The 24,399-nt window shown below is 63.4% G+C and carries 20 protein-coding genes, 1 tRNA gene and 2 pseudogenes; 12 read left to right on the forward strand and 11 right to left on the reverse strand.

Annotated features, from left to right (window positions below; all coding sequences use genetic code 11):
• Positions 1-118 (forward strand): annotated as a pseudogene (locus tag ABS769_RS19680) (IS5-like element ISCARN85 family transposase); the annotation flags it as partial.
• Between the two features lie 150 nt (positions 119-268).
• Complete coding sequence (locus ABS769_RS19685; protein WP_317062903.1) at positions 269-739, forward strand: hypothetical protein; 471 nt, start codon at positions 269-271, stop codon at positions 737-739.
• Between the two features lie 22 nt (positions 740-761).
• On the opposite strand, the gene ABS769_RS19690 is transcribed toward ABS769_RS19685, so the two are convergent.
• The 4 genes from ABS769_RS19690 to ABS769_RS19705 all read right to left on the reverse strand — a co-directional run bounded on the left by ABS769_RS19690 (position 762) and on the right by ABS769_RS19705 (position 6,196).
• The gene (locus ABS769_RS19690; protein ID WP_350498252.1) at positions 762-1,709 is read right to left on the reverse strand and encodes a DUF2884 family protein; all 948 of its coding nucleotides are present in this window, start codon (positions 1,707-1,709) and stop codon (positions 762-764) included.
• Between the two features lie 126 nt (positions 1,710-1,835).
• Positions 1,836-1,922, reverse strand: a tRNA-Leu gene (locus ABS769_RS19695).
• A gap of 142 nt (positions 1,923-2,064) precedes the next feature.
• Positions 2,065-4,302 carry a beta-glucosidase family protein gene (locus tag ABS769_RS19700; RefSeq protein WP_317062901.1) on the reverse strand — a complete coding sequence of 746 codons (2,238 nt, stop codon included), beginning with the start codon at positions 4,300-4,302 and terminating at the stop codon, positions 2,065-2,067.
• A gap of 124 nt (positions 4,303-4,426) precedes the next feature.
• Positions 4,427-6,196 carry a M14 family metallopeptidase gene (locus ABS769_RS19705; protein WP_317062900.1) on the reverse strand — a complete coding sequence of 590 codons (1,770 nt, stop codon included), beginning with the start codon at positions 6,194-6,196 and terminating at the stop codon, positions 4,427-4,429.
• A gap of 297 nt (positions 6,197-6,493) precedes the next feature.
• Here ABS769_RS19705 and ABS769_RS19710 point away from each other — a divergent pair, with 297 nt between their 5' ends.
• Together ABS769_RS19710 and ABS769_RS19715 are read left to right on the forward strand one after the other, a co-directional pair.
• Positions 6,494-8,059, forward strand: a complete 1,566-nt coding sequence (locus tag ABS769_RS19710; protein ID WP_317062899.1) for an oligopeptide:H+ symporter — start codon at positions 6,494-6,496, stop codon at positions 8,057-8,059.
• 7 nt (positions 8,060-8,066) lie between these two features.
• Entirely contained in the window at positions 8,067-8,675 is a 609-nt protein-coding gene (locus ABS769_RS19715; RefSeq protein ID WP_104550982.1) for a rhomboid family intramembrane serine protease, read from the forward strand.
• Between the two features lie 147 nt (positions 8,676-8,822).
• Here ABS769_RS19715 and ABS769_RS19720 read toward each other — a convergent pair whose 3' ends face one another.
• Positions 8,823-9,011, reverse strand: coding sequence for a hypothetical protein (locus ABS769_RS19720; protein ID WP_006450869.1), 189 nt, complete (start codon positions 9,009-9,011; stop codon positions 8,823-8,825).
• 227 nt (positions 9,012-9,238) lie between these two features.
• On the opposite strand from ABS769_RS19720, the gene ABS769_RS19725 reads away from it, so the two are divergent.
• From ABS769_RS19725 to ABS769_RS19735, 3 genes are all read left to right on the forward strand, one after another.
• A complete protein-coding gene (locus ABS769_RS19725; protein ID WP_317062904.1) occupies positions 9,239-9,526 on the forward strand; it encodes a GNAT family N-acetyltransferase in 288 nt (95 codons plus the stop codon).
• 49 nt (positions 9,527-9,575) lie between these two features.
• Positions 9,576-10,421: a DUF3298 and DUF4163 domain-containing protein gene (locus tag ABS769_RS19730; protein ID WP_317062898.1), complete on the forward strand. Its 846-nt coding sequence runs from the start codon at positions 9,576-9,578 to the stop codon at positions 10,419-10,421.
• 66 nt (positions 10,422-10,487) lie between these two features.
• Positions 10,488-10,988, forward strand: a complete 501-nt coding sequence (locus ABS769_RS19735) for a MarR family winged helix-turn-helix transcriptional regulator (RefSeq protein ID WP_115038071.1) — start codon at positions 10,488-10,490, stop codon at positions 10,986-10,988.
• A 100-nt stretch (positions 10,989-11,088) separates the two neighbouring features.
• Here ABS769_RS19735 and ABS769_RS19740 read toward each other — a convergent pair whose 3' ends face one another.
• Complete coding sequence (locus ABS769_RS19740; protein ID WP_317062897.1) at positions 11,089-13,287, reverse strand: M3 family metallopeptidase; 2,199 nt, start codon at positions 13,285-13,287, stop codon at positions 11,089-11,091.
• Positions 13,288-13,784: 497 nt separating this feature from the next.
• Between ABS769_RS19740 and ABS769_RS19745 the strand changes: the two genes are divergently transcribed.
• Positions 13,785-14,270 (forward strand): glutathione peroxidase, encoded by a 486-nt coding sequence (locus ABS769_RS19745; RefSeq protein ID WP_317062896.1) that lies wholly within the window; start codon positions 13,785-13,787, stop codon positions 14,268-14,270.
• Positions 14,271-14,433: 163 nt separating this feature from the next.
• Here ABS769_RS19745 and ABS769_RS19750 read toward each other — a convergent pair whose 3' ends face one another.
• Both ABS769_RS19750 and ABS769_RS19755 read right to left on the reverse strand, forming a co-directional pair.
• Positions 14,434-15,213, reverse strand: a complete 780-nt coding sequence (locus ABS769_RS19750; RefSeq protein ID WP_023903476.1) for a ferredoxin--NADP reductase — start codon at positions 15,211-15,213, stop codon at positions 14,434-14,436.
• A 208-nt stretch (positions 15,214-15,421) separates the two neighbouring features.
• Entirely contained in the window at positions 15,422-17,302 is a 1,881-nt protein-coding gene (locus ABS769_RS19755; RefSeq protein ID WP_317062895.1) for an ABC transporter ATP-binding protein, read from the reverse strand.
• A gap of 264 nt (positions 17,303-17,566) precedes the next feature.
• On the opposite strand from ABS769_RS19755, the gene ABS769_RS19760 reads away from it, so the two are divergent.
• The 4 genes from ABS769_RS19760 (at position 17,567) to ABS769_RS19775 (ending at position 21,180) form a co-directional block, all read left to right on the forward strand.
• A complete protein-coding gene (locus ABS769_RS19760; RefSeq protein ID WP_317062894.1) occupies positions 17,567-19,084 on the forward strand; it encodes a fumarate hydratase in 1,518 nt (505 codons plus the stop codon).
• Positions 19,085-19,278: 194 nt separating this feature from the next.
• Entirely contained in the window at positions 19,279-19,704 is a 426-nt protein-coding gene (locus tag ABS769_RS19765) for a hypothetical protein (RefSeq protein ID WP_317062893.1), read from the forward strand.
• 14 nt (positions 19,705-19,718) lie between these two features.
• The gene (locus tag ABS769_RS19770; protein WP_317062892.1) at positions 19,719-20,354 is read left to right on the forward strand and encodes a glutathione S-transferase family protein; all 636 of its coding nucleotides are present in this window, start codon (positions 19,719-19,721) and stop codon (positions 20,352-20,354) included.
• A 187-nt stretch (positions 20,355-20,541) separates the two neighbouring features.
• Complete coding sequence (locus ABS769_RS19775) at positions 20,542-21,180, forward strand: carbonic anhydrase (RefSeq protein ID WP_205394883.1); 639 nt, start codon at positions 20,542-20,544, stop codon at positions 21,178-21,180.
• Positions 21,181-21,633: 453 nt separating this feature from the next.
• On the opposite strand, the gene ABS769_RS19780 is transcribed toward ABS769_RS19775, so the two are convergent.
• The 3 genes and pseudogenes from ABS769_RS19780 to ABS769_RS19790 all read right to left on the reverse strand — a co-directional run.
• Positions 21,634-22,743 (reverse strand): sterol desaturase family protein, encoded by a 1,110-nt coding sequence (locus ABS769_RS19780; protein WP_350498253.1) that lies wholly within the window; start codon positions 22,741-22,743, stop codon positions 21,634-21,636.
• Between the two features lie 169 nt (positions 22,744-22,912).
• Positions 22,913-24,046, reverse strand: coding sequence for a phospholipase A (locus tag ABS769_RS19785; protein WP_317062890.1), 1,134 nt, complete (start codon positions 24,044-24,046; stop codon positions 22,913-22,915).
• Between the two features lie 235 nt (positions 24,047-24,281).
• Positions 24,282-24,399: pseudogene (locus ABS769_RS19790) on the reverse strand (IS5-like element ISCARN85 family transposase); the annotation flags it as partial.

The raw sequence follows: 24,399 nt of genomic DNA on the forward strand, positions 1-24,399 counted from the left end.
ACTGTTCCGTCGCTTGAAAGGCTACCGCCGGATTTTCTCGCGCTTCGACAAGCTGGATGTCATGTTCCTTGGATTCCTCAGCTTCGTCCTAGTCGTTGATGGGCTTCGGATGTGTTAACAGGCCCTAGTCGGCAAGGCAACGCTGCAACAGCTCTGGCAACTGCAGCTGCTGACCAACGGACAGCGCGGCTGGTTTGCCAGCGGCTGGGAGGTTGGCGCAAGTGGTGCCTATCGGTACGTCGGTCATGATGGCGGCGCGCGGGTGAGGGTGCGCCTGCTGTTCGCCGATGCCCTGGATGGCGATAGCTACACCATCGTTTACTTGACCAATGGCAGCACGCGCGGGGTGTGGTCCCGGGTGCTGGTCGACAGCATCATGGCCAGCATCGCGCCACAGACGTTTCCCGCCGAAGCCGTGTCGGAGAAACTCATCGCCTTCGCGCTGCAATCGCCTGCCGATAACGACATGCAGGTGTTTGCCGATGCACTGCGTGCCGACAAAAGCCTCCCCGTCAATCAACTCGAGGCTATGGTCAACACGACGGGCTACACCGTTCTGTCCAATCTCGGCGTAGATGCGGCGATTCGTGTGTTTGCACTGAATGTGTTGCTGTTTCCGGCGTCCAGCAATGCGCTGGACAGCCTTGCCGAGGCATATGAGGCAAACGGGGATCTCGCCCGTTCGAGCGCCATCAGGCAGAGCATCAAGGACTTGCCCGCCCCGCCTGGGAAAGAGTGATCTGGCATGAGGGTGTGATGCCTCATCTGTTTGTTGTTGGTGGCACCTCGACTGCTCCGTTCGGCGGTGCGTCGCCGTTGGGGGGTTTCGGCTCGGCATGCTCGGTGTCATTGCGCGGTTTGTCTTCCCGCAGCGGTGCGAGCATTTGCAGCCGCTTGCCCTGGTAGCGCAACTCAAGCGCGTCTTGTAACTGGTGCAATGCTTGCACGTGTGTGCAAAGCGCGTTGGCGTTGGCCTCGATGGTGGATGCTTGGGCGTCGAGCCTTGCATCCAGTTGGCCTTCCATCTGCTGGGCGCGTTTGTCGATTCCGTCCGAGCGCCCAGTGACGATCTGCCAGAGCATATGGCGCGCGATGCTGCCTTTGAACTCTTCGGCCTCATGTTCGACGTAGTTCGCGAAGTTGCCGCCGAATGCCTTCTGCTCCCAACGCCCTTTGCCCAGGGTGGCGTCGACATACGCGCTTGCGCGTTTGCGCAGCCTCTCGATCTTGCGGGCATTGAGCGCGCTGCCTGTCATGACCTCGATGACACCGCCGAGTGCGTCGTAACTGAGGTCGATCACGTCGTGTGCAATGCCGGCGACCTGCGGCATCAGTGCGCGGGTCTGCTGTTCCATCTCCCACAAGCGTCGTGCATCGGCCGCACTGATCTGCTGCACCTTGTGGTCGATGCTCAGTTCGCCGCCGTGGAAGAAAATTTCGCGCGGCCAATCGCTGTCGCGGTAAAGCCAGATACCGCCGCTGTCGGCGAGCACATTGAACGGCGTGCTGAGACCGCATTGGTGCGAAGACACATGCGCGCGATGGCGAGGAGCATCGTGCTTGTCGGTCTGGTCTGCCCGTGCATGCGGGCTGAAAACGGCAGCTAGCAAGGCAAGCCAGAGGAGGGTGCGCATGGAGCGGGCTGCGGTCGTGAAGGCATCAAGCATCGTCGCCAAAGCCGCACCAGGTGGTCGCGTGTCGAAAGTCACTGCCAGCGCAGTCCTGGCGCTGCCTATCGGCATGCTCAGCAATGCCGACAGACCATCGTCCAATCGTATGGACCAAACGCAAAAAACCTCGCCTGAGCGAGGTTTTTTACGATCTACCGTGAGTCGTGGTGCCCAGGAGAGGACTCGAACCTCCACGAAGTTGCCCCCGCTAGCACCTGAAGCTAGTGCGTCTACCAATTCCGCCACCTGGGCGACTCAGGGGGCGAATTGTGCAAGTTGCCCACGAAGCTGTCAACGCATCTCGCACAATTTCTTCCTGATCGCTGGCGCCTGCCGGCGACGTGAGAAGACGGCGTGGCGGACGCGCGCAATGCACGCCCGCCGCGACACCGGTTTACGGCAGCTGCGCGGCCTGCAACGTGACCTCCGCACTCTGCACCGGTTCGCTTGCCGAACGCGCCAACTGCACGCGGTAGGTGCCGGCCGCGATGTTCCAGTGACGTGCCTTGGCATCGAAGTCGGCCAGCGTCTTGGGTTCGGCGATCAGCTGCACTTTGCGCTTTTCGCCCGGCTTGAGGGTGAGCTTCTGCCAGCCGATCAGGCGCAGCGGGGTGGCATGACCGTCGGGCAAGGTGACGTAGAGCTGCGGCACGGCGGCGCCTTCGCGCTGGCCGATGTTCTCCACTTCGAAGTTGGCCGTGAGCTGGCTGCCGTTGGCTTCCACGCGCAGCCCGCCCATGCGGAACTGGGTGTACGACAGGCCGTGGCCGAACGGGTAACGCGGGGTCAGCTTGCGCGCGGCGAACCACTTGTAGCCGACATTGGCACCTTCGATGGCGTAGTCGATCGTGTCTTCGCCCGGCTTGGCCGGCTTGAAGCCCAGGCCCGGAATCGACGGGCGCGGCAGCTGCGATTCGTCCATCGGCCAGGTCACCGGCAGATGGCCGGACGGATTGACCGCGCCGGTCAGCAGGTTGGCGATCGCCTCGCCACCGCCGATGCCCGGATACCATGCCTGCAACACCGCTGGCACGCGCTCGGCCCAGGGCATGCGTACCGGGCCGTTGGTTTCCAGCACCACGGTGGTCTTGGGGTTGGCCTTGGCCACCGCTTCGATCAGTGCGTCCTGGTTGTCGGGCAACTGCATGTCCGGCAGGTCCACCGATTCGGCGGCCCATTGGGTGGCGAACACGATGGCCACATCGGCGGCCTTGGCCGCGCGTGCTGCGGCAGCGCGGTCCTTGCCGTCGACATAATCGATCTGCACGTTCGGCAATGCGGCGCGCAGCGCCTGCAACGGCGAGGACGGATGGATGATCACCGGGCCGGGCCAGGTGGTCGGGGTGAGGCCGGGCACCGCGTTGCCGCCGTTGATGGTGTAGTCCACCCGCGAGGAACCGCCGCCGGACATCACGCCCTTGTCGGCATAACCACCGATCAGCGCGATGCGGCGCACATCCTTCGACAACGGCAGGGTCGCCTGCTCGTTACGCAGCAGCACGCTACCTTCTTCGGCGACATGTTGCGCGGCCAGCAGCCCGGCCTTGCCATCGATCGGTTGGCGCTGGGTTGGGTGATCGAACGCGCCATGCGCGAACAGGCTGCGCAGCACGCGCTTGACCATGTCGTCGAAGCGCGCGCGTGGCACCACCCCGGCCGACACCGCCATGCGCAGCGGCGCATCGAAGAACACCGCCGCATCGAATACTTCGCCGGCCGATTGTTGGTCCAGACCGGCCAGCGCCGCCTTGGAGCCGCTGTGCACGCCGCCCCAATCGGACATCACGTAACCGGGGTATTTCCATTCCTGCTTGAGCACCTGATTGAGCAGGTAATCGTGCTCGCAGCCGTAGATACCGTTGATCTTGTTGTAGGAGCACATCACCGAGGCCGGGTCGCCGATCTTCAACGCGATCTCGAATGCCAGCAGGTCCGATTCGTGCATCGCCTGCTCGCCGATCTGCGCGCTATGGAAGTTGCGCCGGGTTTCCATGTCGTTGAGCGCGAAGTGCTTCATCGTCGACAGCACGTGCTCGCTCTGCACACCGCGAATCGATTCGCCGACCATCGTGCCGGCCAGCAGCGGGTCTTCGCCGGCATATTCGAAATTGCGCCCGTTGCGCGGGTCGCGCTGCAGGTTGACGCTGCCGGCCAGAAGCACGTTGAAGCCCTGCTGCCAGGATTCGCGGCCCATGGTCTTGCCGCCGGCATAGGCCAGTTGCGGATTCCAGCTCGATGCCGTGGACGGACCGGACGGCATCGCAGTGGCGAAGTCGCCCTTGCGGATGCCGCCCGGATTGGTCACGCCGACGCCGGCGTCGGCCAACTGCTGCGCGGGGATGCCCAGGCGCGGGATGCCGGGCACGTAGCCGGCCGAGCCCAGCGCGCCTTCGGGCTTGGGAATCTTGTCGGTGCCCAGGCCGAAGTAGCTGCGCAGCATCTGGAATTTTTCGTCTTCGCTCATCTGCGCGAGCAGGCGGTCGGCGCGCTGGTCCGCAGTCAACGCGGTGTCCATCCACGGCTGCGCTGCAGCGGCGGGTTGTGCGCTGAGCGGGGCGGCAAACGCGACGCTCATGCCGAGTGCAATGGCGAGCGCGAGACGGCGCGGCGTGGCGCGTGTAAACGTTTTCATATCGGGGTGTGGCACGGGGTGGTCCTTGTGGTGCGGTTGCAATCAGGGGAGGGCACCGCAGTGCCCAAGTTCGAATGGCGCGCGTGCGAGCCGAATCAGGGGGTTGCCGTAATCGGGCGCGGCATCAGAACTGCGTCTGTGCCGTGCGCAACACCGGATACAAGCGGTAGCGCTCGTCCCAGGAGGAATGCAGGCGGGCGAAGAATTCCAGCCTTGCTTTTGGGTCGGCGGCGAAAGCCGCATCGCTGGCCAGGCGCTGTTCGAATTGCGCCTTCACTGCCGGGTCGCGCTCGAGCATGTCGCGCGCGACCTCTTCGGCCACGTAATCCTCCATGTATTCCTTGCGCTCGAACGCGGTGTTGAACAGGCCCCACTGCAGCAGCGAATCCGGCGCCTGCGGTTCCAGCATCGCCATCACCAGACGCGACCTGGGCTGGGCGATCGGCACGAACAAGGAGCCAGCCGGCACAGTGCGGGTTTCGTCGCGCCACTGCCCGGTGATCTCCAGGTTCTGGTGGCCTTCGTTGGAGCGCGTGGCAAACGTCGCCTTGTCGGCACGGAAGCTCTGCACCGGATACGCGCGAGCAGTGGCGATGGTGTCGAAGGCGATGCCGTGCAGGCGTAGTTTTTCCGCCACCAGCGCGGCCTGCGCGGCATGCACCAGATAGCCGCCGCGTGGCGCATCGATCACCACGTCGGGGGTGATCTGATCGCGTAACGGCACCTTCCAGATCTGCGGTTTGGTCTCGTCGTAGCGCGTCATCAACGCGCCGGAAATCGGCGAAGGCGTGCGCGTGTAGGCGTAGCCGCGGAAGGCGACAGTGCGTGCGGCTGGGCCTGCAGCAAAGCTTAACGGCTCGGATTGACCAGCCAACTTGGTTGCGCGTTGATCCGCCGCCAGCGCATCGGCGCGCCACTTCGCACCGTTGCGCGCGGTCTGCTGCAGCACCGAGACGATCGCGTTGCGGGTGACCCGCACACGCACCGGGTAGGTCTTCCACGAATGCGTTTCCACCAGCATTCCGAAGCGGTTGCGCAGCAGGAAATAGCCATGCGAAAAACGCGGCGGCGACACGTCGTCGGCAAAGCCGGAGGTCGGGTCGTCTTCGTGCACGAACGAGGGGTAATACGGCAGCGGCAGCGAGCCCTGTTTGGCCAGATCGGCAATCACCGCATCGCGCCAGCGCGTGCCGTCGCGCTGCAGCGTGGCATCGCCGGCATGCACCGGCTCCACCTGCACCGAGACATCGTGTTCGAACTTGGCGCCATCGGTGACGTGCAGGTCCACGTACATCAGCGGATCCCACTGCTGCACCAGCCGCAGCATCGCCTGCATCTCCGGCGCGTCGGCCTTGACGTAATCGCGATTGAGATTGAGGTTCTGCGCGGTGGTGCGCCAACCCATCTGTTCGGGGCCGCGCTGATTGGGGCGGTTCCAGGCACCGAAGCGTTCGTGGCCGTCGACGTTGAACACCGGCACAAACACCCACACCAGTTTGTCGAGCACGCCCTTGCCGGTTTTGCCGTCCAGCAACTCGCGCAGCGTCAGAAAGCCCGCATCCTTGCCGTCGATCTCGCCGGCATGGATGCCGCCTTGCACCAGCACCACCGGCAACTTGCGCTGCGCGGCGCTGGCCGCATCCAGCGCCCCGCTGGTGGAGACGATCAGCGCCTTCATCGGCCGGCCTTCCGGGGTGATGCCAAACTCGATGCAGCGCACCGCCTGCGGGTAGCGCTGCGCGAAGGCATCGCACAACGCGATGACTTCATCATAGCGTCCGGTTTGCGCAAACTCGCTGCGCTCGGCCTGGGTGGTCAGCGGTTCGGCGGCCAGTGCGGCGGGGGCGGTGGTCAACAGCAACAGGCTCAGGGCCAGGCGGGTGAAGCGGGGCATCCAGCGGTCCAGTGTTCCAGGAAAACGTTTGCAATGTAGCCGAGCCGGCGCAGCAGGCCAATCTGCACTGCGTCATGACTTGCGCGTGATCGGCTTGGCAGCGGGGTTTCGATACGTGTTTTTCAGCATGCGCCTGGCCGGACGACTTTCCGAACCGAGCCACGACCGTAGCAACAGCCGCAGCGGGGTCGACGCATACAACGTCCTACACGGAAAGCCTTATCCAATGGTCGCGATGGCGGCCAACCCGCAGCCGCCGGTACGATAGCGCGTGTTTTCTGCTCGACCGGACTGCCTTTGACCACTACCACCTTGCCGGGCTCTACTGCCGGGGCGCAACTGCCGCGCCAGATTCCTTTCATCATCGGCAACGAGGCCTGCGAGCGTTTCAGCTTCTACGGGATGCGCAACATCCTGGTGCAGTTTCTGATCACCTCGCTGCTGTTGCAGGAAGTCGGCGGGCCCGGCCGTGAGGCCGAGGCCAAGCACATCCTGCACAGCTTCATGATCGGGGTGTTTTTCTTTCCGCTGCTCGGTGGCTGGTTGGCCGATCGCTTCTTCGGCAAATACAACACCATTGTGTGGTTCAGCCTGGTGTACTGCGCCGGCCATGCGTGCCTGGCGCTGTTCGAAGGCAGCCGCAACGGATTTTTCGTCGGGCTTGGCTTGATCGCGTTGGGCGCGGGCGGCATCAAGCCGCTGGTGGCCTCGTTCATGGGCGACCAGTTCGATCAGTCAAACAAGCACCGGGCCAAGGTGGTATTCGATGCCTTCTACTGGATCATCAACTTCGGCTCGTTGTTCGCTTCGTTGTTGATTCCGCTGGCGCTGAAACATCTGGGCCCGGCATGGGCGTTCGGCATTCCCGGCATCCTGATGTTCGTGGCCACGCTGGTGTTCTGGCTGGGCCGTAAGCGTTACGTGCGGGTGCCGCTGCCACCGAAGGACCCACATGGCTTCGGTGCGGTGATGCGCACCGCCTTGCTGGCGCATGCGCCGGGGCAGGGCCGTCCCGGCCTGATGCTGGCAGTGGTGTCGGTACTGCTGGCACTGGCCTGCTTCGCGCTGGTCGAACAGCTCGGCATCGTCATCTGCCTGTGCATGGCGCTGGTATTGCTGCTGGCGGGCATCGGTGGCGGCACCTGGTGGCAGCTGGAGCGTGCACGCGGTATCCATCCCGATACCGCGGTCGAAGGCGTGCGTGCGTTGCTGCGGGTGCTGGTGATCTTCGCGCTGGTGACGCCGTTCTTCTCGTTGTTCGACCAGAAGGCCTCGACCTGGGTGCTGCAGGGGCGCGAGATGACGATGCCGGCCTGGTTCACCGCCTCGCAGATGCAGGCGCTCAATCCGCTGCTGGTGATGCTGCTGATTCCGTTCAACAACCTGGTGCTGTATCCGTTGCTGCGGCGTGGCGGCTGGGAGCCGACAGCGCTGCGGCGCATGACGACCGGCATCGCCTTCAGCGGCTTGGCCTGGATCGCGGTCGGTGGCATCCAGATCGGCATGGACGGCGGCGAGCCGATGCATATCGCCTGGCAGATTCTGCCGTATGCGCTGCTGACTTTTGGCGAGGTGCTGGTGTCGGCCACCGGCATCGAATTCGCCTACAGCCAGGCGCCGCCGTCGATGAAAGGCGTGGTGATGAGCTTCTGGTACCTGACCACCACGGTGGGCAATCTATGGGTGCTGTTGTCGAACGTGGCCGTGCGCAACGAGACGGTGACCGCGCATATCGCCGATACTGGGCTCAGCGAAGCGGCATTTTTGATGTTCTTCTTCGCGGCCTTCGCGTTTCTGGCGGCACTGGCCTTCGGCCTGTACGCACGCCGGTATCGCATGGTCGACAATTACCGTTCTGCCTGAGGTCCGCATGATTACCCTGATCCTGATCGCCATCACCGGCATCGTCTCGTGGATGGCGTTCAACAACCGCAAGCTGGCCGACCGGCTGGTGCTGTGGCCGCCGGCGCTGGACAAGCACAAGCAATACGACCGCCTGGTGACCTACGGCTTCATCCATGCCGACCTGGGCCATCTGGTCTTCAACATGATCACGCTGTTCTTCTTTGGCCGGTACATCGAAGACGTGATGACGCGGCTGAGCGGCAGCGTGCTGACCTATCCGTTGTTCTATCTGAGCGCGCTGGTGGTCTCGATCCTGCCCAGCTATCTGAAGAATCAGAAGAATCCCAATTACCTCAGCCTGGGCGCTTCCGGCGCGGTGTCGGCGGTGTTGTTCGCCTTCATCCTGCTCAAGCCGTGGACGATCATCCTGGTGCTGTTCATTCCGGCGCCGGCGATCATCTATGCGGTGTTCTACGTGGGCTACAGCCTGTGGATGGACCGCCGTGGCGGCGATCGCATCAACCACAGCGCGCATCTGGCCGGTGCGGCCTTCGGTGTGATGTTCATGCTGATCATGGAGCCGCGGGTGTGGCAGGTGTTTCTGGAGCAGCTGTCCAATCCGCGCTTCGGTTAAGCGCGTCGGTTTAGCAAGGTTTGCCGAAGGACAGCGTGGCCGTCAGGCGGCGCGGCGGTGATCGGAAATCGTGATGGCTGGGTTGCCTGAGGCAACCGGCCAGGGCCATCGATGCGATTGGCCCTGGCGGGTAACGCGACGCGTGGCTCAGGCCGCGTTGCGTTCCTGGTCGGCAACGGCAGTGCTGCCGTAGGCCTGCTGCAAGCGCTCGTACACCGTATCGTTGAGCTGCGCGAAGTCCGGGTTGTGGGTATCGCCGTTGATGGCGAACTGGAACAAGCCCTCCAGCAACGAGCTATCGCTGTCTGTGCTGTGTCCTGCCGAATCGTTGTTCATGCGGTGACTCCTCGTAGGTAAGGCGAAAGCTTCGGCAGATGGCCGGCAACCCGTGCCAGCCGGCCATGCGCAGCGAATGCCTTCGGCTCAGCTATCGGCGCTATGCGAACGAACTTAAGTGCGCCTTCGACGCGCTGCGCTACGTGTCACAGCATCGATTCATTTTCACGCAGGCGCGGCGCCGCGCTGGTCACACTCATCGCCACATTCACTGCCAGACGCAGACCATGATGGAGGCCGCGACAGTGCAGGCAGAACACGATCCGACCCAGCAACGCTTCAGCGTAGACACCGATGGACAACGCGCCGAGCTGGCCTACCGTCTTGAGGGCGAGCGCATGACCATCACGCATACGCATGTGCCGGATGCGATCGGTGGGCGCGGCATCGCTGCCGTGTTGGTCGAGGCCGCTTTGCATTACGCGCGCCAGGCGGGGTGGAAGGTCGTACCCGAGTGCAGCTACGCCGAGGTGTATGTACGTCGGCATCAACAGTTTCAGGATCTGCTGGCCTGATCGCCGGCAGCGTGTCTTTGCAGCGTGTATTCGATGAGGGGCAGGTGGGATGGGGCGGTTGTTTGCAGTGAATGGAATGCGGGGCGTGCTGATGCTGGCTCTGCTGGCGGGGTGTACGCAGCGCGCACCTACAACGGCAGAAACGACGGAGCCGGCAGCGGACGCAACAGCACAAGCGATGCCGGCTCCGGAGCCCGTCGTCGTCCAGAGCGGCCCATTGGAAGATGTGATCGAGCATGCGCCTGCCTATATGGTCGGCATCAGCTATCCACGTGGGCTGGATGCGTACCCGGAACTGGCCGCGCTGATCCGCAGCTATTCGCAGGATGCGCGCACCGAACTGATGGAAGCCGTCTCTGGTCTTGGTAACGACAAACCGGCCGCACCCTATGAACTGTCGCTGGCGTTTGAGACCGTGCTGCAGACTGCCGATCTGATCGTGGTGTCTGCCGATGGCAGCCGCTACACCGGCGGCGCGCATGGCGAGCCCCTGGTGGCGCGCTTCGTCTGGTTGGTCAAGGAGCGCAAGCAATTGACGGCTCAGGCGCTGATTCCCGACCCGGCGGGCTGGGAAAAGATCGCACGCGAGGTCGCCGCGCAGTTGCACAACGCCGCCGCCCAGCGCGTGGAAGCCGATCGCGTACCGGTCGAGGAGCAGGCCGAACAGGTGGCCTCGGCCGATCGCATGATTGCCGAAGGCACCGCGGCACAGGTCGACAACTTTGCCCAGTTCGTGCCGGTACTGAACCCGGCAGGGCAGATCACTGCGCTACGGTTCGTGTTTCCGCCGTATCAGGTGGGGCCGTATTCGGATGGCACGCAGACCGCCGATGTCGCTGCCTCCACATTATTGGCCTGGGTCGCGCCGGAATACGTACATCTCTTCGCTCGCTGAGATGTCACCCCGCAGATGATGTGATTGAATGGCTTGGCCATTCAGTAATGTAATCAAACGGGTGATATGAGTAGTTTCGATCCAACCGCAAGTCGCGTGGACCACACCTGCGTGCGTTACCCGGCGTTCCCACGGGAGCCGGCTGTCCTGGTGAGGTTGATCAAGCATCTCTACAAGCGGCTGCATACGCAGGGGTGTATAACGCTCAAGCCGTATGGGATCAGTCCACCGGAATACGAAATTCTGATGATGCTCTACGGCACGCCGGAGCAGGCGATCACGCCTACCGAAGTGGCCGAAGCGGCCAGCGAGAAGCCGGCCAACATCACCCGGCTCACCGATCAGCTCTGCGAAAAGGGCTTGATCGCGCGCGGCAGCAGCCCCGACGATCGGCGCAAGATCGTGCTGACGTTGCAGCCGGCAGGCCTGGCCTTGATCAACAGTCTGCTTCCCGATGCCTGCACGCTGTTGAATGCAGAAACTGCCTGCATGAGCGAGGCCGAGCAGGTGCGTCTGGAAAAACTGCTGAGGAAACTGTTGGAAGGTGTGGATGCTGTCGAGCTCTGAACGACAGGCGTCTGGCTTGCCGCAGGACGCGCCACCGCACGCATGAAAAAACGCCGCCCGGATCGCTCCGGACGGCGTTTTTATTTTCCTGCAGGTCCCTTTACGGCTTGGACTGTGGTGCTTCCGGCGTTGCACCATCGCCGCCTTGCGCGCTCAGGCCGCGCTTTTCGAGCAGGGGCTCGATCTGCGGCGCATGCCCGGCAAAGTTCTGAAACAGCTCCATCGCATCCACGCTGCCACCGCGCGAGAGCAGGGTCTGGCGGAAACGATCGCCATTGGCGCGGCTCAACCCGCCATGCTGCTTGAACCACTGCTGGGTGTTTGCGTCCAGCACTTCGGACCAGATGTAGGCGTAATAGCCCGCCGCGTAACCACCCATGATGTGGCTGAAATATGGGGTCTTGTAGCGCGGCGGCACCGGCGCGTAGGCAATGCCGTCCTGCTGCAGGGCCTTGGCTTCGAAGGCCATCACGCCGGCCGCATCAGGCACCTGGTTGGCGCTGAGTTGGTGCCAGTTCTGATCCAGCATCGCCGCACCCAGATACTCGGTGGTGGCGAAGCCCTGGTTGAACTTGGAGGCCGCAATCACCTTGTCCAGCAGCGCCTGCGGCATCGGCGTGCCGTTCTGGTAATGCTTGGCGTAGTTCTTCAGGATGGATGGCTCATCGGCCCACATTTCGTTGACCTGCGAGGGGAACTCGACGAAGTCGCGCGGCACGCTGGTGCCGGAGAAATACGGGTATTTGACGTCCGAGAACATGCCGTGCAGCGCATGGCCGAACTCATGGAACATGGTGGTCACTTCGTCCCAGGTCAGCAACGTGGGCTGGCCGGCCGGCGGCTTGGGAATATTGAGGTGATTGGCCACCACCGGCTTGAAACCGGTCAGATCCGACTGCGAGACGTAGGAGTTCATCCACGCGCCGCCGCGCTTGGATTCGCGTGCGTACATGTCGGCGATGAAGATCGCCAGCTGCTTGCCGTCTGCATCGAACACGTCGTAGACGGTGATGTCGTCGCGATAGGTCGGCAGGTCGGTGCGCTGCTTGAAGGTCAGGCCGTATTCCTGGTTGGCCGCATAGAACACGCCGTTTTCCAGCACGTTCTTCAGCTCGAAGTACGGCTTGAGCTGCGACTCGTCGAAGTTGTACTTGGCCTGGCGCACCTTCTCGCTGTAGTAGGCCCAATCCCAGGCTTCGAGCTTGAAGCTCGGCTTGCGCGCGGCTTTTTGTTCTTTGTCGATCATCGCCTGCAGATCGGCCGCTTCGCGCTTGGCATTGGCCACTGCCGCCGGCGCCAGCTTGCCCAGCATCGCGTTGACCGCTTCCGGCGTCTTGGCGGTCTGGTTTTCCAGCGAGTAGGCGGCGTAGGTGGGGAAGCCGAGCAGCTTGGCCTTGTCTGCGCGCAGCTTCATGATGCGTGCGACCAGCGCGGTGTTGTCGTACTGGCCGCCGTGGCTGCCACGCGACACCGAAGCGTCGTAGATCTTCTTGCGCAGGTCGCGATTCTTCAGCTGGGTCAGCGGCGGCTGGCCGGTGGTGTTGAGCAGTGCGATCACGTATTTGCCGTCGAGCTTGCGTGCCTTGGCGGCTTCGGCGGCAGAGGCGATCTGCTCATCGGACAAGCCATCGAGCTGCTTGACGTCATCGACGACGACTGCGGCGGCATTCACTTCGGCCAGCACGTTCTGGCTGAAGGTGGTGCCCAGGTTGGCCAGCTCGGCATTCATCGCCTTGAGCGTGGTCTTGTCGGCATCGGACAGCTTGGCGCCATCGCGTACGAAATCGCTGTGGTACTTCTCGACCAGGCGCAGGCCTTGCGCGTCCAGGCCCAGTTTGCTGCGTTGGTCGTACAAGGTCTGGATGCGTGCAAACAGCTTGCTATTGAGCGAGATCGCGTCGCGGTGCGCGGCGAATTTTGCCGAATAATCGGCCTGCAGTTTCTTGCGCGCATCGTTGGTGTCGGCACCGACCAGGTTGAAGAACACCGTGGTGGCGCGATCGAGCGTGGCGCCGCTTTTTTCCAGCGCAATGATGGTGTTGTCGAAGCTCGGCTTGGCTTTCTGGTTGGCGATCTTTTCCACTTCCTTCAACTGCTCGGTCATGCCGGCGTCGAAGGCGGGAGCAAAATCGCTGTCGGTGATCTTGTCGAACTGCGGGTAATGCAGCGGCAGCGTGCTGTCGGCGAAGAACGGGTTGGCTTGGGTGGCGGCCTGCGTGGTGGCGGGCGCGGCGATGCTGTAGGACGGCATGGCGAGTCCCAGGGAAGCGGCCAGGGCAAAGGCGAGACGGGTGGTCAAGAGAGTGGCTCCAAAGTGCGAACCGCCGAGGCTAACCCAGCCGGCCGGGACAGGCGTGTGACAAAAGGCATGGCTAGAGGGTCATCGTGTAGCCAATCCGCGAACGTGGCCGGTGGACAAGGCCGAGCTCGACCAGCTGGTCGGCGGCAGTGCACGCGGGCTCTGCCGTTAGCTGGCGCCGCTAGACCGCGACTCACAAGACGCTGCGTTGTCGTGAAATGCCGTAGTCAAACGCTGCGGCGAGGTGCGCCATCTGGGCTGGTCCAATGATGGCTCGCTTGGGTCTCGTTCGTTTTGTGGGGCCGCCTGGCGTTTCACCTGCGGCGCCAACAATGATTCGGAGACATTGGATGAAATGTGGGGATGGCCCCAACAGAGCGTCGATCTGTCGCGCCTTTCTGCTGGCGCGCGCGTGCTGAGCACGCGCAGTGCGGATGCAGTGCCGCAATGTCGACAGCTGGGCTACGCTGCAGTTTCCCTGAGCATCCGAGCACGCCATGAGCGACATCTCCACATTCGAATTCACCGACCTGGACGGTCGCACGCAGTCGATGCGCGACTACGCCGGCAAGGTGCTGCTGGTGGTGAATGTCGCCTCGAAATGCGGTTTTACGCCGCAATACGCATGCCTGCAGGCGCTGTGGCAGCGCTATCGCGAACGTGGCTTGGTGGTGATCGGATTCCCATGCGATCAGTTCGGCCATCAGGAGCCGGGCGATGCGGCGCAGATCCGCCAGTTCTGCTCGCTCGATTACGCAGTGGATTTTCCGCTGGCTGAGAAGATCGAGGTCAATGGCAGCGGCGCGCATCCCCTGTGGCAGCACCTCAAGCACGAACAGCGCGGCGTCCTGGGCTCGGAAGCGATCAAGTGGAACTTCACCAAGTTCCTGATCGGGCGCGATGGCCGCGTGTTGGAACGTTATGCGCCGACCACCAAGCCGGAAGCGTTGGCTGCAGATATCGAGCGCGCGCTGGGCGCGTGATCTTGCAGGGCGCGTTGCTCAACCCGTAGGAGCGCACCTGGGCGCGATGGGGCGTTACCGGGACTGCTTCATCGCGCCCAGGTGCGCTCCTACGACGCACGCGCGCTGGCGATGCGGTCTACGTAAAACGCCGCACCATCGCTGGCGTTTCACGCGCGCCGCATCACTTCTCGACGAACGCGCGCTCGAAGACGTAATGCCCCGGCGTGCCGATGCGTGGCGAGGTTTCGAAGCCGCGCGCATCCAGCACGTTACGCAGGTCGGCCAGCATCTGCGGACTGCCGCAAATCATGAAGCGGTCGTTGGCCGGATCCAGCGGCGGCAAGCCCAGCGTCTGCTGCATACGGCCGTCTTCCATCAGCTCGGTCAGGCGGCCCCGGTTTGCGAAGTCTTCGCGCGTCACCGCCGGGTAATACAGCAACTTGTCGCGCAGGAGGTCGCCGAGAAACTCGTGCTGCGGTAGCTCGCGCTCGAAATAGTCGCGGTAGGCCAGATCCTGCACGAAGCGCACGCCCTGGGTCAGGATCACCTTGTCGAAACGCTCGTAGGTTTCCGGGTCCTTGATCACTGACAACCACGGTGCCAGGCCGGTACCGGTGCCCAGCAGATACAAGTTGCGGCCCGGGTGCAGGTCGCTGATCAGCAGCGTGCCGGTGGGCTTCTTGCCGACCAGCACCTGATCGCCCGGTTTGATGTGCTGCAGCCGCGAGGTGAGCGGGCCGTCCGGCACCTTGATGCTGAAGAACTCCAGATGCTCTTCCCAGTTGGCGCTGGCGATCGAGTACGCACGCAGCAACGGGCGCGTCTCGGTTTCCAGGCCGATCATCACGAATTGGCCGTTCTCGAAACGGAAACCGGCATCGCGGGTCGTAGTGAAGCTGAAGTAGGCGTCGGTCCAGTGACGGACCTCGAGCACCGTTTGGGCGCCGAAAGCGGAAGACATGCCGGTGAGTGTCGTGGGAAGAGTACCTCCCAATTCTACCTCAAGCCGGCCAAATGAGATGAACTCTCATTTAGGTGGCCGGGATTCGGGATTCGGGATTGGTGATTCGCAATTCGCAAGAGCGGATCCTTGGGGCCTGGACGTTCTCGGGCCCGCGATGGACCGGCAGCTCAGGCCAATCCCCAATCTCCAATCCCGAATCCCGGCCTCACCGATACCCCGCCGCCTGCAATTCGAACAACTCCGCATACCGCCCGCCCTGCGCCATCAACTCCGCATGCGTGCCGTTGGCCTCGATGCGGCCAGCGGCCAGCACCAGGATGCGGTCGGCCATGCGCACGCTGGAGAAGCGGTGCGAGATCAGCACCGCGGTGCGGTTGTCCGACAGCTCCTTGAAGCGCTGGAATACCTCGAACTCGCTGCGCGCATCCAGTGCGGCGGTGGGTTCGTCCAGGATCATCAGCTGCGCATCGCGCATGTAGGCGCGTGCGATGGCGATCTTCTGCCATTGCCCGCCGGACAGATCCACGCTGTTCTTGAAGCGTCGTCCGATCAATTGATCGTAGCCATCCGGCAGGCTGTCGATCAGCTCGCCGGCCATCGCGCGCTGCGCGGCGGCCTGGATGCGCGGTGCATCGTCCATCGCATCGACCTGGCCCACGCCGATGTTCTCGCCCACGCTCAGGTGGTAGCGCACGAAGTCCTGAAAGATCACGCCCAGGTTGGCGCGCAGATCGTCCAGATCGTAATCGCGCAGGTCCTGCCCATCGAGCAGGATGCGGCCTTCGTCCGGGTCGTACAGCCGTGCCAGCAGCTTGACCAGGGTGGTCTTGCCGGCGCCGTTTTCGCCGACCAGGGCCAGCACTTCGCCCGCCCGCAGCTCGAAATCCAGATGCCGCACCGTCCATTGTTCGGCGTCCGGATAGCGAAAACCCACATCCTCGAACACGAAGCCCTGGCGGATCGGTCGCGGCACCGGCAGTGCATTCGGGCGCGAGCGGATTTCCGGCACGATGTTGAAGAACGAATACAGATCGTCCAGATACAAGGCCTGGCCGGCGACCTGCGAAAACCCGATCAGCAGGCCTTCAAGCAACTGGCGCAGGCGCAGGAAACTGCCGGCCAGGAAGGTCAGATCGCCGATGCTGAAATCGCCGCGCACGGTGCGCCAGGCGATGTAGCCATAGGCCATGTAGTAGCCCAGGGTGCCCAGCGCGGCCAGCAATGCGCCCCACAACGCACGCTTGCGCGCCAGCGCGCGGTTGGCCTGGAAGAACTTGTCGGCCAGCCGGCGATAGCGCGCGATCAGGAAGCGGTGCAGGTTGAGGATCTTGACTTCCTTGGCGGTCTCGACGCTCGCGCCGACCTGGCGCAAGTAGTCGAGCTGGCGCCGCTCCGGTGTCCACTGGAAGTTGAGCGAATAGCCCAGCGCATTGAAATGCGCCTCGCCGATGAAGGCCGGGATCAGTGCGATCGCCAGTAGCAGGATCAACCACGGCGCATACACCATCAGGCCCACCGCCAGGCTGACCACGGTGATGGCGTCCTGCACCTGGCCGAACAGCTGGCTCATCAGGTTCATGCGGTTCATGGTCTGGCGCCGCGCGCGATCCAGCTTGTCCTGCCGGTCGGGGTCTTCGAAGTCCTCCAGATCCAGCTGCGCGGCGTGTTCCATCAGGCGCACGCTGGCGGCGTTGTTGAACAGTTCCGAGAGCAGCGCATCGGCGTAGCCGACCAGCCGGCCGAGCAGGTCCGAACCGACCGCCAGCGCCAGTTCCAGCGCCAGCAATTCCAGCAGCCGGTTCAGGCGGCCGCTGCTCAGCGCCTGGCTCAGCGAATCGAAGGCCGGCGGTTGACCGACCAGATGGATCGCCTCGTCGATGATCAATTTGCCGATATACAGCGAAGCCACCGGCATCAACGCGCGCAGCACGCGCAGGCCGATGCTGCTGGCGCTCAGCCAGCGGCTGGTCTGCCAGATCTGGCGCAGAAACGGTGGCAGGTTACGCAACGCATTCAAGCGCTCGCGCAGGGTGGGGCCGGTACGGGGTGCGGCGGGCGCGGTGGCGCCGGAACGGGATGCTGACATCGCACTAGTGTGCAGCGCTTTGCGTAGGCGTGAAGTGTTGGAGGGCGCCAGTGCGCATCCCTGCATTGGCGCGCGATAGCTGCTCTGTCGCTGACTGCGCCCTCGCAAATCGGTGCGGCCGGTGTATCGCAGGGCACCCGGGCGTTGGGTCGGGCGCCACGCAATCCTTGGCCTGGTCAATCGCAGCCATTGACGCGGCCGCAGGACGCGCTGGAAGTTTGGACTAAAATGCCCGGATTGCCCCCGCCAGCCGTAGAGCCAGCCGTGACCTCGATCAAGCAGGAAGACCTCATCCAGTCCGTCGCCGACGCGCTGCAGTACATCAGCTATTACCACCCGGTCGACTACATCAAGAATCTGTCCGCCGCTTACGAGCGCGAAGAATCGCCGGCCGCCAAGGACGCCATCGCGCAGATCCTGATCAACTCGCGCATGTGCGCCGAAGGCCACCGCCCGATCTGCCAGGACACCGGCATCGTTACCGTGTTCCTGGAAATCGGCATGCAGGTGCGCTGGGACGACGCCACCATGGGTGTGGAAGACATGGTCAACGAAGGCGTGCGCCGCGCCTACAACCACCCCGATAACAAGCTGCGCGCCAGCGTGCTGGCCGACCCGGCCGGCAAGCGCACCAACACCCGCGACAACACGCCGGCGGTGGTCAACACCAAGATCGTGCCCGGCCACCATGTCGAAGTGATCGTCGCGGCCAAGGGCGGCGGCTCGGAGGCCAAGAGCAAGTTCGCCATGCTCAACCCGTCCGACTCCATCGTCGACTGGGTGCTCAAGACCGTGCCGACCATGGGCGCCGGCTGGTGCCCGCCGGGCATGCTCGGCATCGGCATCGGCGGCACCGCCGAAAAGGCCATGCTGCTGGCCAAGGAAGCGTTGATGGAGCCGATCGACATCGTCGATCTGCAGGCGCGCGGCGCCTCCAATCGCGCCGAAGAACTGCGGCTGGAGTTGTACGAAAAGGTCAACGCGCTCGGTATCGGCGCGCAGGGCCTGGGCGGCCTGACCACGGTGCTGGACATCAAGGTCAAGGATTACCCGACCCACGCCGCCAACCTGCCGGTGGCGCTGATTCCCAACTGCGCCGCCACCCGCCACGCGCACTTCACCCTGGACGGCAGCGGCCCGGTGATGCTGGACCCGCCGTCGCTGGAAGACTGGCCCAAGCTCACCTACAACCCGACCAACGCGCGCCGGGTGAATCTGGACACCATCACCCGCGAGGAAGTGGCCAGCTTCAAGCCAGGCGAAGTGGTGCTGCTCAACGGCAAGCTGCTGACCGGCCGCGACGCCGCGCACAAGCGCATGATCGACATGCTCAACAAGGGCGAAACCTTGCCGGTCGACTTCACCAACCGCTTCATCTACTACGTCGGCCCGGTCGACCCGGTGCGCGACGAAGTGGTGGGCCCGGCCGGCCCGACCACTGCCACCCGCATGGACAAGTTCACCCGCCAGATGCTGGAACAAACCGGCCTGCTCGGCATGGTCGGCAAGTCCGAGCGCGGCGATGCGGCGATCGATGCGATCCGCGACAACAAAGCCGTCTATTTGATGGCCGTCGGCGGCTCGGCGTATCTGGTGTCCAAGGCGATCAAGGCTGCGCGCGTGCTGGCGTTCGAAGACCTCGGCATGGAAGCGATCTACGAATTCGAGGTCAAGGACATGCCGGTGACCGTCGCAGTGGATTCCACTGGCGAGTCGGTGCACAAGACCGGGCCGCGTTTGTGGCAGTCGCGCATCGGCAAGATTCCGGTTGTGGTGGAATAAGCTTGGCCTGGAGCGGCGACGCAACTGCACGGCGTCGCTGCGTCCCGCAAACAAGTTAATACGCTTAGGTCCCCGTCATCAGCCGGTGTCTGTCTATCGGGATGAAGACGGCCTGCCGGATCGACCACGCGGCCAGGCAACGCCGAGCGACAACCCGATATGCTCGGCGTACTGACGGTCACAGGAGAACAGGAATGCTCCGACTTATCTGCATCGCGTTGTTGGTCTGCCTCAGCCAGGGTGTGGCAGCGCAGCAGAAGACAGCGCCGACGGTGCTGTTTCCTTCCGGCAACTACGCACCGAGACCAGCCGCGCCGGTGCCGTTTGAAGAAAAAAAGCCACTCAGGCCAAGCGAGCCCTCCACACGATTCAGCGGGCCCGCAGCGTCGGACCGTTGCATCGCGCAGTGCAATCAGAGTGCCAGACAATGCCGCGCCGATCGGCCTAGCGAGAGCAGTTGCAGCGCCTCGGTGGCGCCGCGCGGAAAACGCTGCGATGACGTGCAGAATCCGGCACAGCGGGCCAATTGCCTCGCGCAGGTCTTCGATTGCAGCCAACAGAGTGACGACAATCGCTGTGAACCACGCAAGCTCGCCTGCCTGCGCGCCTGCACCAACTGACTTCAGGAATTCGTATGACCACAACGCTTTATCACTCCCCCAGCACCGCAGCCCTGGTCGTGCATTGGCTGCTGATCGAACTGGATGTGCCGCACGTGCTGCATCCGCTGGATTTCGATCGCGCCGAGCACAAATCGCCTGAGTATCTGGCACTCAATCCGGCCGGCGTGGTGCCGACGCTGGTGCTGGAGGGCCAGGTGTTGACCGAGGCAGCAGCAATCGTGCTGCATCTGGCCGACCTGTATCCGCAGGCCGGGCTGGCGCCGCCGGTCGGCACGCCTGCGCGTGCGGACTACTACAGGTGGATGTTCTTCTGCGCCAACACCTTGCAGCCGGCGTATCGCGCCTGGTTCTACCCGGGCGAGCCGGCCGGTGCCGCGCACAGCGATGCGGCGCAGGCGCAGGCACGGCAAAAACTCGAAGCGGCCTGGACCCAGGTCGATGCGCACCTGCAAGCCAATGGTCCGTATCTGCTCGGCCAGACGCTGTCGGCAGCCGATTTCATGCTGACTATGATGATGCGCTGGTCGCGCAATATGCCCCGGCCCAGCGATACCTGGCTGGCGCTGCACGCGCATGCGCAGCGAATGAAAGCCCGGCCGGCGTTTCAGGAAACCTATCGCCGCGAGGGTCTAACGGACTGGACCTGAATCTCCAGCCGCAGCAGGCGTTGTGAAGCGTCCATCAGCGCGCTCCAAAGCGTTCCGCCGCGCTTGCCGCGTAGTACGATCGCGACACCAACCAGAGAGCAGGGGCTCGTCCATGTCGCATTCCGCATCCCGTCGAAAATTGCTGCAATGCGCCTGTTGCGCGCCGGTCGCGGCCGCCGCCGCGTCACTGCCATTCGCTGTGCGCGCCGCGCCGTCGAAGAAAACCGATCTAAACGCCGAGCAGGCGTTGCAGACCCTGCGTGACGGCAACGCTGCGTTTGTCGAGAACCGCCCCAAGAAGGTGATCTCCGACGGCAAGCGCCGGCTGGAACTTGCGCTGGGCCAGACTCCGTTCGTGATTCTGGTGTCGTGCTCGGATTCGCGCGTGCCGCCGGAACTGCTGTTCGGTCGCGGCCTGGGCGAGATGTTCATCGTGCGCAACGCCGGCAACACCGTCGATACCACTGCATTGGGTTCGATCGAATATGCGGTGAGCCAGCTCGGCGTGCCGCTGGTGGTGGTGATGGGCCACGAGAGTTGCGGCGCGGTTGCCGCTGCGGTGTCGGTGGTGGAGCAGGGCGCGTTCTTCCCCGGCGCGATCGGCTCGATGATCGAGCCGATCGTCCCCGCCGTGCTGACTGCCAAGAGCAAGGGCGGCGCTGACCTGCTGGCCGCCTCGGTCAAGGCCAACGTCAAACGCACCGTCGACCGCCTGCGTGCCGCCTCCGAGCCGGCACTGCTGGAACCGCTGCGCGCAGGCAATGTCCGCGTGGTCGGCGCGTATTACACCCTGAAAGACGGCAAGGTGGATTTCTTCGACGTCTGATGGTTATTGCGGTGTTTCGGCAATGACAGCGCAGGATTATTTCCTGCGCTGTTTTCATATGTGCGGTGCGGTCGTCAGCTCTGACACAACCTCCCGCACACTGTATCGATGGCGGCAACGTGTCGCGTTCGTTGACCGAATGGCGTGATGTCTGGAATGGTCGCGACATCGATCAGATCGACAGGCGCTGATCAAACCGCAGCTCATCGGACAGCCGCGCTGCATCCACTGATCGCAACCAAGCCCACCGACCATCTCCACTGGTCCTTGCCCGCCCACTGTCGCGGGACCTTACGCGGCATGGATGCCGCGTAAGAGCTTACAAGGACGTACTTGCAGCGTGTCCCGCGATGGTGGGCGGGCAAGGGCCTTGCAGCCAGGCCGCAGATCAGCCGTTCTGCACGTGATTAACCGCGCCGGGCAAACACTCCAACGCAACCCGTATTTCGAGTTTTAGTCCACATAATCGTCGAACGTCTTGCGCCGACGGAATGGCATCAGGTGCTGGCGCATCAGCCCCTTGGGCACCGTTTCCAGTTTCATGACGCCATATTCCTGCGGCCACGCGTCGCGACTCCGCGGCAGTTTGAACGTACCCATCAACATGTCCACCAAGGGCAGATGGATGGCGTAGTTGACGTCGATATAGTCCTGCTGGCGCGCATGATGCCAATGGTGATAACGCGGCAAGACCAGCACGTATTCCAGCCAGCCAAAACGCAGGCCGAGGTTGGAATGTGCGAGCACCGCCTGCAGGCCGACCAGAATCACGTACGCATTCACCGCCGGGGTCGAAAAACCGAGAATCAACAGCGGCAGCAGCACCGCACTGCGGGTCAGCACGATTTCCACAAAATGGATGCGCGATCCGGCCAGCCAGTCCATCTCGCGGCTGGAGTGATGCACCGCGTGGAATCGCCACAGCCACGGAATGTTGTGATACGCCCGATGCAGCGATGCCTGCGCCATGTCGGCAACGAAGACTGCGATCAGAAACTGTCCCCACACAGGCAGGGACTGGATTGCCGCTTTCAGCGATGGAAACGCGGCCAGCCCGGCGATACTCGACGTGGAAGCGGTGACCAGGATCAGGATGAACTGCACCAGCACATGGCTCATGAAGAAGTAGCCGATATCGGTGCGCCAGCCGGGGCGTAACGGCGAAATGCGGCGCTTGCCCAGATAGCGTTCCAGCGGCACGAACACCAGCGCCGAGAAAAACAGCGAAATCACAAACCAGTCCAGGCCAAGCGAATAGGGCGTGAGCCCGATCGTATCGAACTGCACGTTGGTGCCACCGAACAACACCGCCAACGTTGCGCTGCCCACACCAACCATCGCAATGCGCTTGTTGCGGTCGCGCAGAATGGCGAAGGTACCCAGCAAGAACGCGGCAACCAGCCCGACCAGCAGGAGATGGCGTGCGAACTGCTCGTTATAGGCGGCGCGGAACTCGCGGCTGGTCAACAGATCGGGAAAGTGGAAACACACCACACCCATCAGACTGAGCACGCCCAGCAGCGCAGAGGCATGGGCGAAGAAGGAGCGGTGCGGGCGAGCCATGGGACGTCCTGTCGACGGGGCGGCCTGGTTGGCCGTGCACGGAGTGCGTACATCCATGCTCCCAGTACGCGTGCTCGGCCGCAAGCGTTTTGCGACGGGCACGCCAGCTCCGATCAAACGTCGGCGCTAGCACTGGCCGACAATACGCCGGCCAGTGAATCGGCTGCTATTAGAACCACTCCAGCAACGACACACCCAGGCCGATGTAGGTCGCCTTGTGGTTGTAGTCGATCAGGCTTTCGCCGTAGCCGTCGAACACCTGCACATGGCCGCGCAGCAGGTTGGTGATCGGGAAGCCGTAGTCCAGCTGCACCGAGCCGTGCGAGCGGTCGCCGCTACGCAGCGAATGCCGTGCGATCAACGCGAACTCGTGGCCGTCCTTGTTGTAGACCAGGGTCGCGTCGCCGCGGCCCATGTAATCCTCGATATCGGGATTGTTGTCGTCGGCGCGGTCTTCCTTGATGCGGAACCACGGACGCAGCGTCAGTGCCCAGTTCTCGCGATCCAGGCCGATGTTGAGGATCACCCGGTTCCAGGAACGCGACAGCGGGTCCTCGCGGCCGTTGGACATGTGATTGATGCTGATGCCGCTCATGCGGCCCTTCCAGCCGAACAGGCTGTAGTTGTTGCGGAACACCAACATCGCCTCCGGCTCGTAGTTGGTTTCGCGGAACGGGCGCGAGGCATCGGTGTTGTAAGCCTGCCAACGCGAGCTCTGGGTGTAGCCCATCCAGATATCGCCGTTGTCGCCGAACAGATCCTCGACCACCTTGGTCTTGAAGCTGAGCTGGAACTTCAGCTCGGCGCTGTCCAGTTGCTGCGGGGTGGACACCGAGTTGGCCGGGTTGGGCGACTGCGGGGTGCGGTTGGAGTCGCTGGTCCAGAACGCCGGCAACAGATACACCGGCTTGTAGCCGCGCAGCTGGAACGTGCCCAGCTTGGAATCCTTGGCCAGCTCCCAGCGGCGATCCAGCAGCGAGCCGCGACCGGCGTTGGCGACCGCCTCGGCCTTGGGTTGGTCCTGTCCATCTGCACGGAAGAAATCGCCGACACGGCTGATGGCGCGTTCGTCCTGTGGCTTGGCCTCTTTCTGCTTGGCCAGTTGCGCGGCGGCGTCGGCTTCTGCGGTCAGCTGCGGCGTGTAGCCCAGCGCCCGGTCGTAGCACGCCAGCCGCGCCGCATCCGAGGTGACGGAGGTGCAGGCCTGCGGCGAGGCAGGGGTTGCGGCGATTTCCTGCGCGTGCGCCAGCGGCGCGGCCGCCAGCGCAATCAGCATCAAGGGACGGGTGCGGTGCTTTGACATGGGCAGTCTGGCCGAATGAAGGCGCCAGGCAGGCGCAGAGGTTTGTAGCTTAACGGTCGCGCCTGCATACGCGGTGTGTACACGGCGGCATAACATTCGATCAGGCGGCTACGTCGGCGGGGCAGCGATAGGTCAATACCTGCCCGCGCTGCCAACACTGAAGCAGCCGTCTGGCTCAAACAACCGTCTGGCGCCACCAACGTCAGTGGTCGCTAGAGCGACTGACTAGGGCCTGTTAACACATCCGAAGCCCATCAACGACTAGGACGAAGCTGAGGAATCCAAGGAACATGACATCCAGCTTGTCGAAGCGCGAGAAAATCCGGCGGTAGCCTTTCAAGCGACGGAACAGT

Source organism: Xanthomonas hortorum (genome assembly GCF_040279205.1).
Classification (GTDB): domain Bacteria; phylum Pseudomonadota; class Gammaproteobacteria; order Xanthomonadales; family Xanthomonadaceae; genus Xanthomonas; species Xanthomonas hortorum_F.

Excerpts from the sequence above, each read along its gene's own strand:
- ABS769_RS19700 (WP_317062901.1), bottom strand. The coding sequence starts at position 4,302 with ATGAAAACGTTTACACGCGCCACGCCGCGCCGTCTCGCGCTCGCCATT.
- ABS769_RS19705 (WP_317062900.1), bottom strand. The coding sequence starts at position 6,196 with ATGCCCCGCTTCACCCGCCTGGCCCTGAGCCTGTTGCTGTTGACCACC.
- ABS769_RS19715 (WP_104550982.1), top strand. The coding sequence starts at position 8,067 with ATGATTACCCTGATCCTGATCGCCATCACCGGCATCGTCTCGTGGATG.
- ABS769_RS19720 (WP_006450869.1), bottom strand. The coding sequence starts at position 9,011 with ATGAACAACGATTCGGCAGGACACAGCACAGACAGCGATAGCTCGTTG.
- ABS769_RS19725 (WP_317062904.1), top strand. The coding sequence starts at position 9,239 with ATGATGGAGGCCGCGACAGTGCAGGCAGAACACGATCCGACCCAGCAA.
- ABS769_RS19730 (WP_317062898.1), top strand. The coding sequence starts at position 9,576 with ATGGGGCGGTTGTTTGCAGTGAATGGAATGCGGGGCGTGCTGATGCTG.
- ABS769_RS19735 (WP_115038071.1), top strand. The coding sequence starts at position 10,488 with ATGAGTAGTTTCGATCCAACCGCAAGTCGCGTGGACCACACCTGCGTG.
- ABS769_RS19745 (WP_317062896.1), top strand. The coding sequence starts at position 13,785 with ATGAGCGACATCTCCACATTCGAATTCACCGACCTGGACGGTCGCACG.
- ABS769_RS19750 (WP_023903476.1), bottom strand. The coding sequence starts at position 15,213 with ATGTCTTCCGCTTTCGGCGCCCAAACGGTGCTCGAGGTCCGTCACTGG.
- ABS769_RS19755 (WP_317062895.1), bottom strand. The coding sequence starts at position 17,302 with ATGTCAGCATCCCGTTCCGGCGCCACCGCGCCCGCCGCACCCCGTACC.
- ABS769_RS19765 (WP_317062893.1), top strand. The coding sequence starts at position 19,279 with ATGCTCCGACTTATCTGCATCGCGTTGTTGGTCTGCCTCAGCCAGGGT.
- ABS769_RS19770 (WP_317062892.1), top strand. The coding sequence starts at position 19,719 with ATGACCACAACGCTTTATCACTCCCCCAGCACCGCAGCCCTGGTCGTG.
- ABS769_RS19780 (WP_350498253.1), bottom strand. The coding sequence starts at position 22,743 with ATGGCTCGCCCGCACCGCTCCTTCTTCGCCCATGCCTCTGCGCTGCTG.
- ABS769_RS19785 (WP_317062890.1), bottom strand. The coding sequence starts at position 24,046 with ATGTCAAAGCACCGCACCCGTCCCTTGATGCTGATTGCGCTGGCGGCC.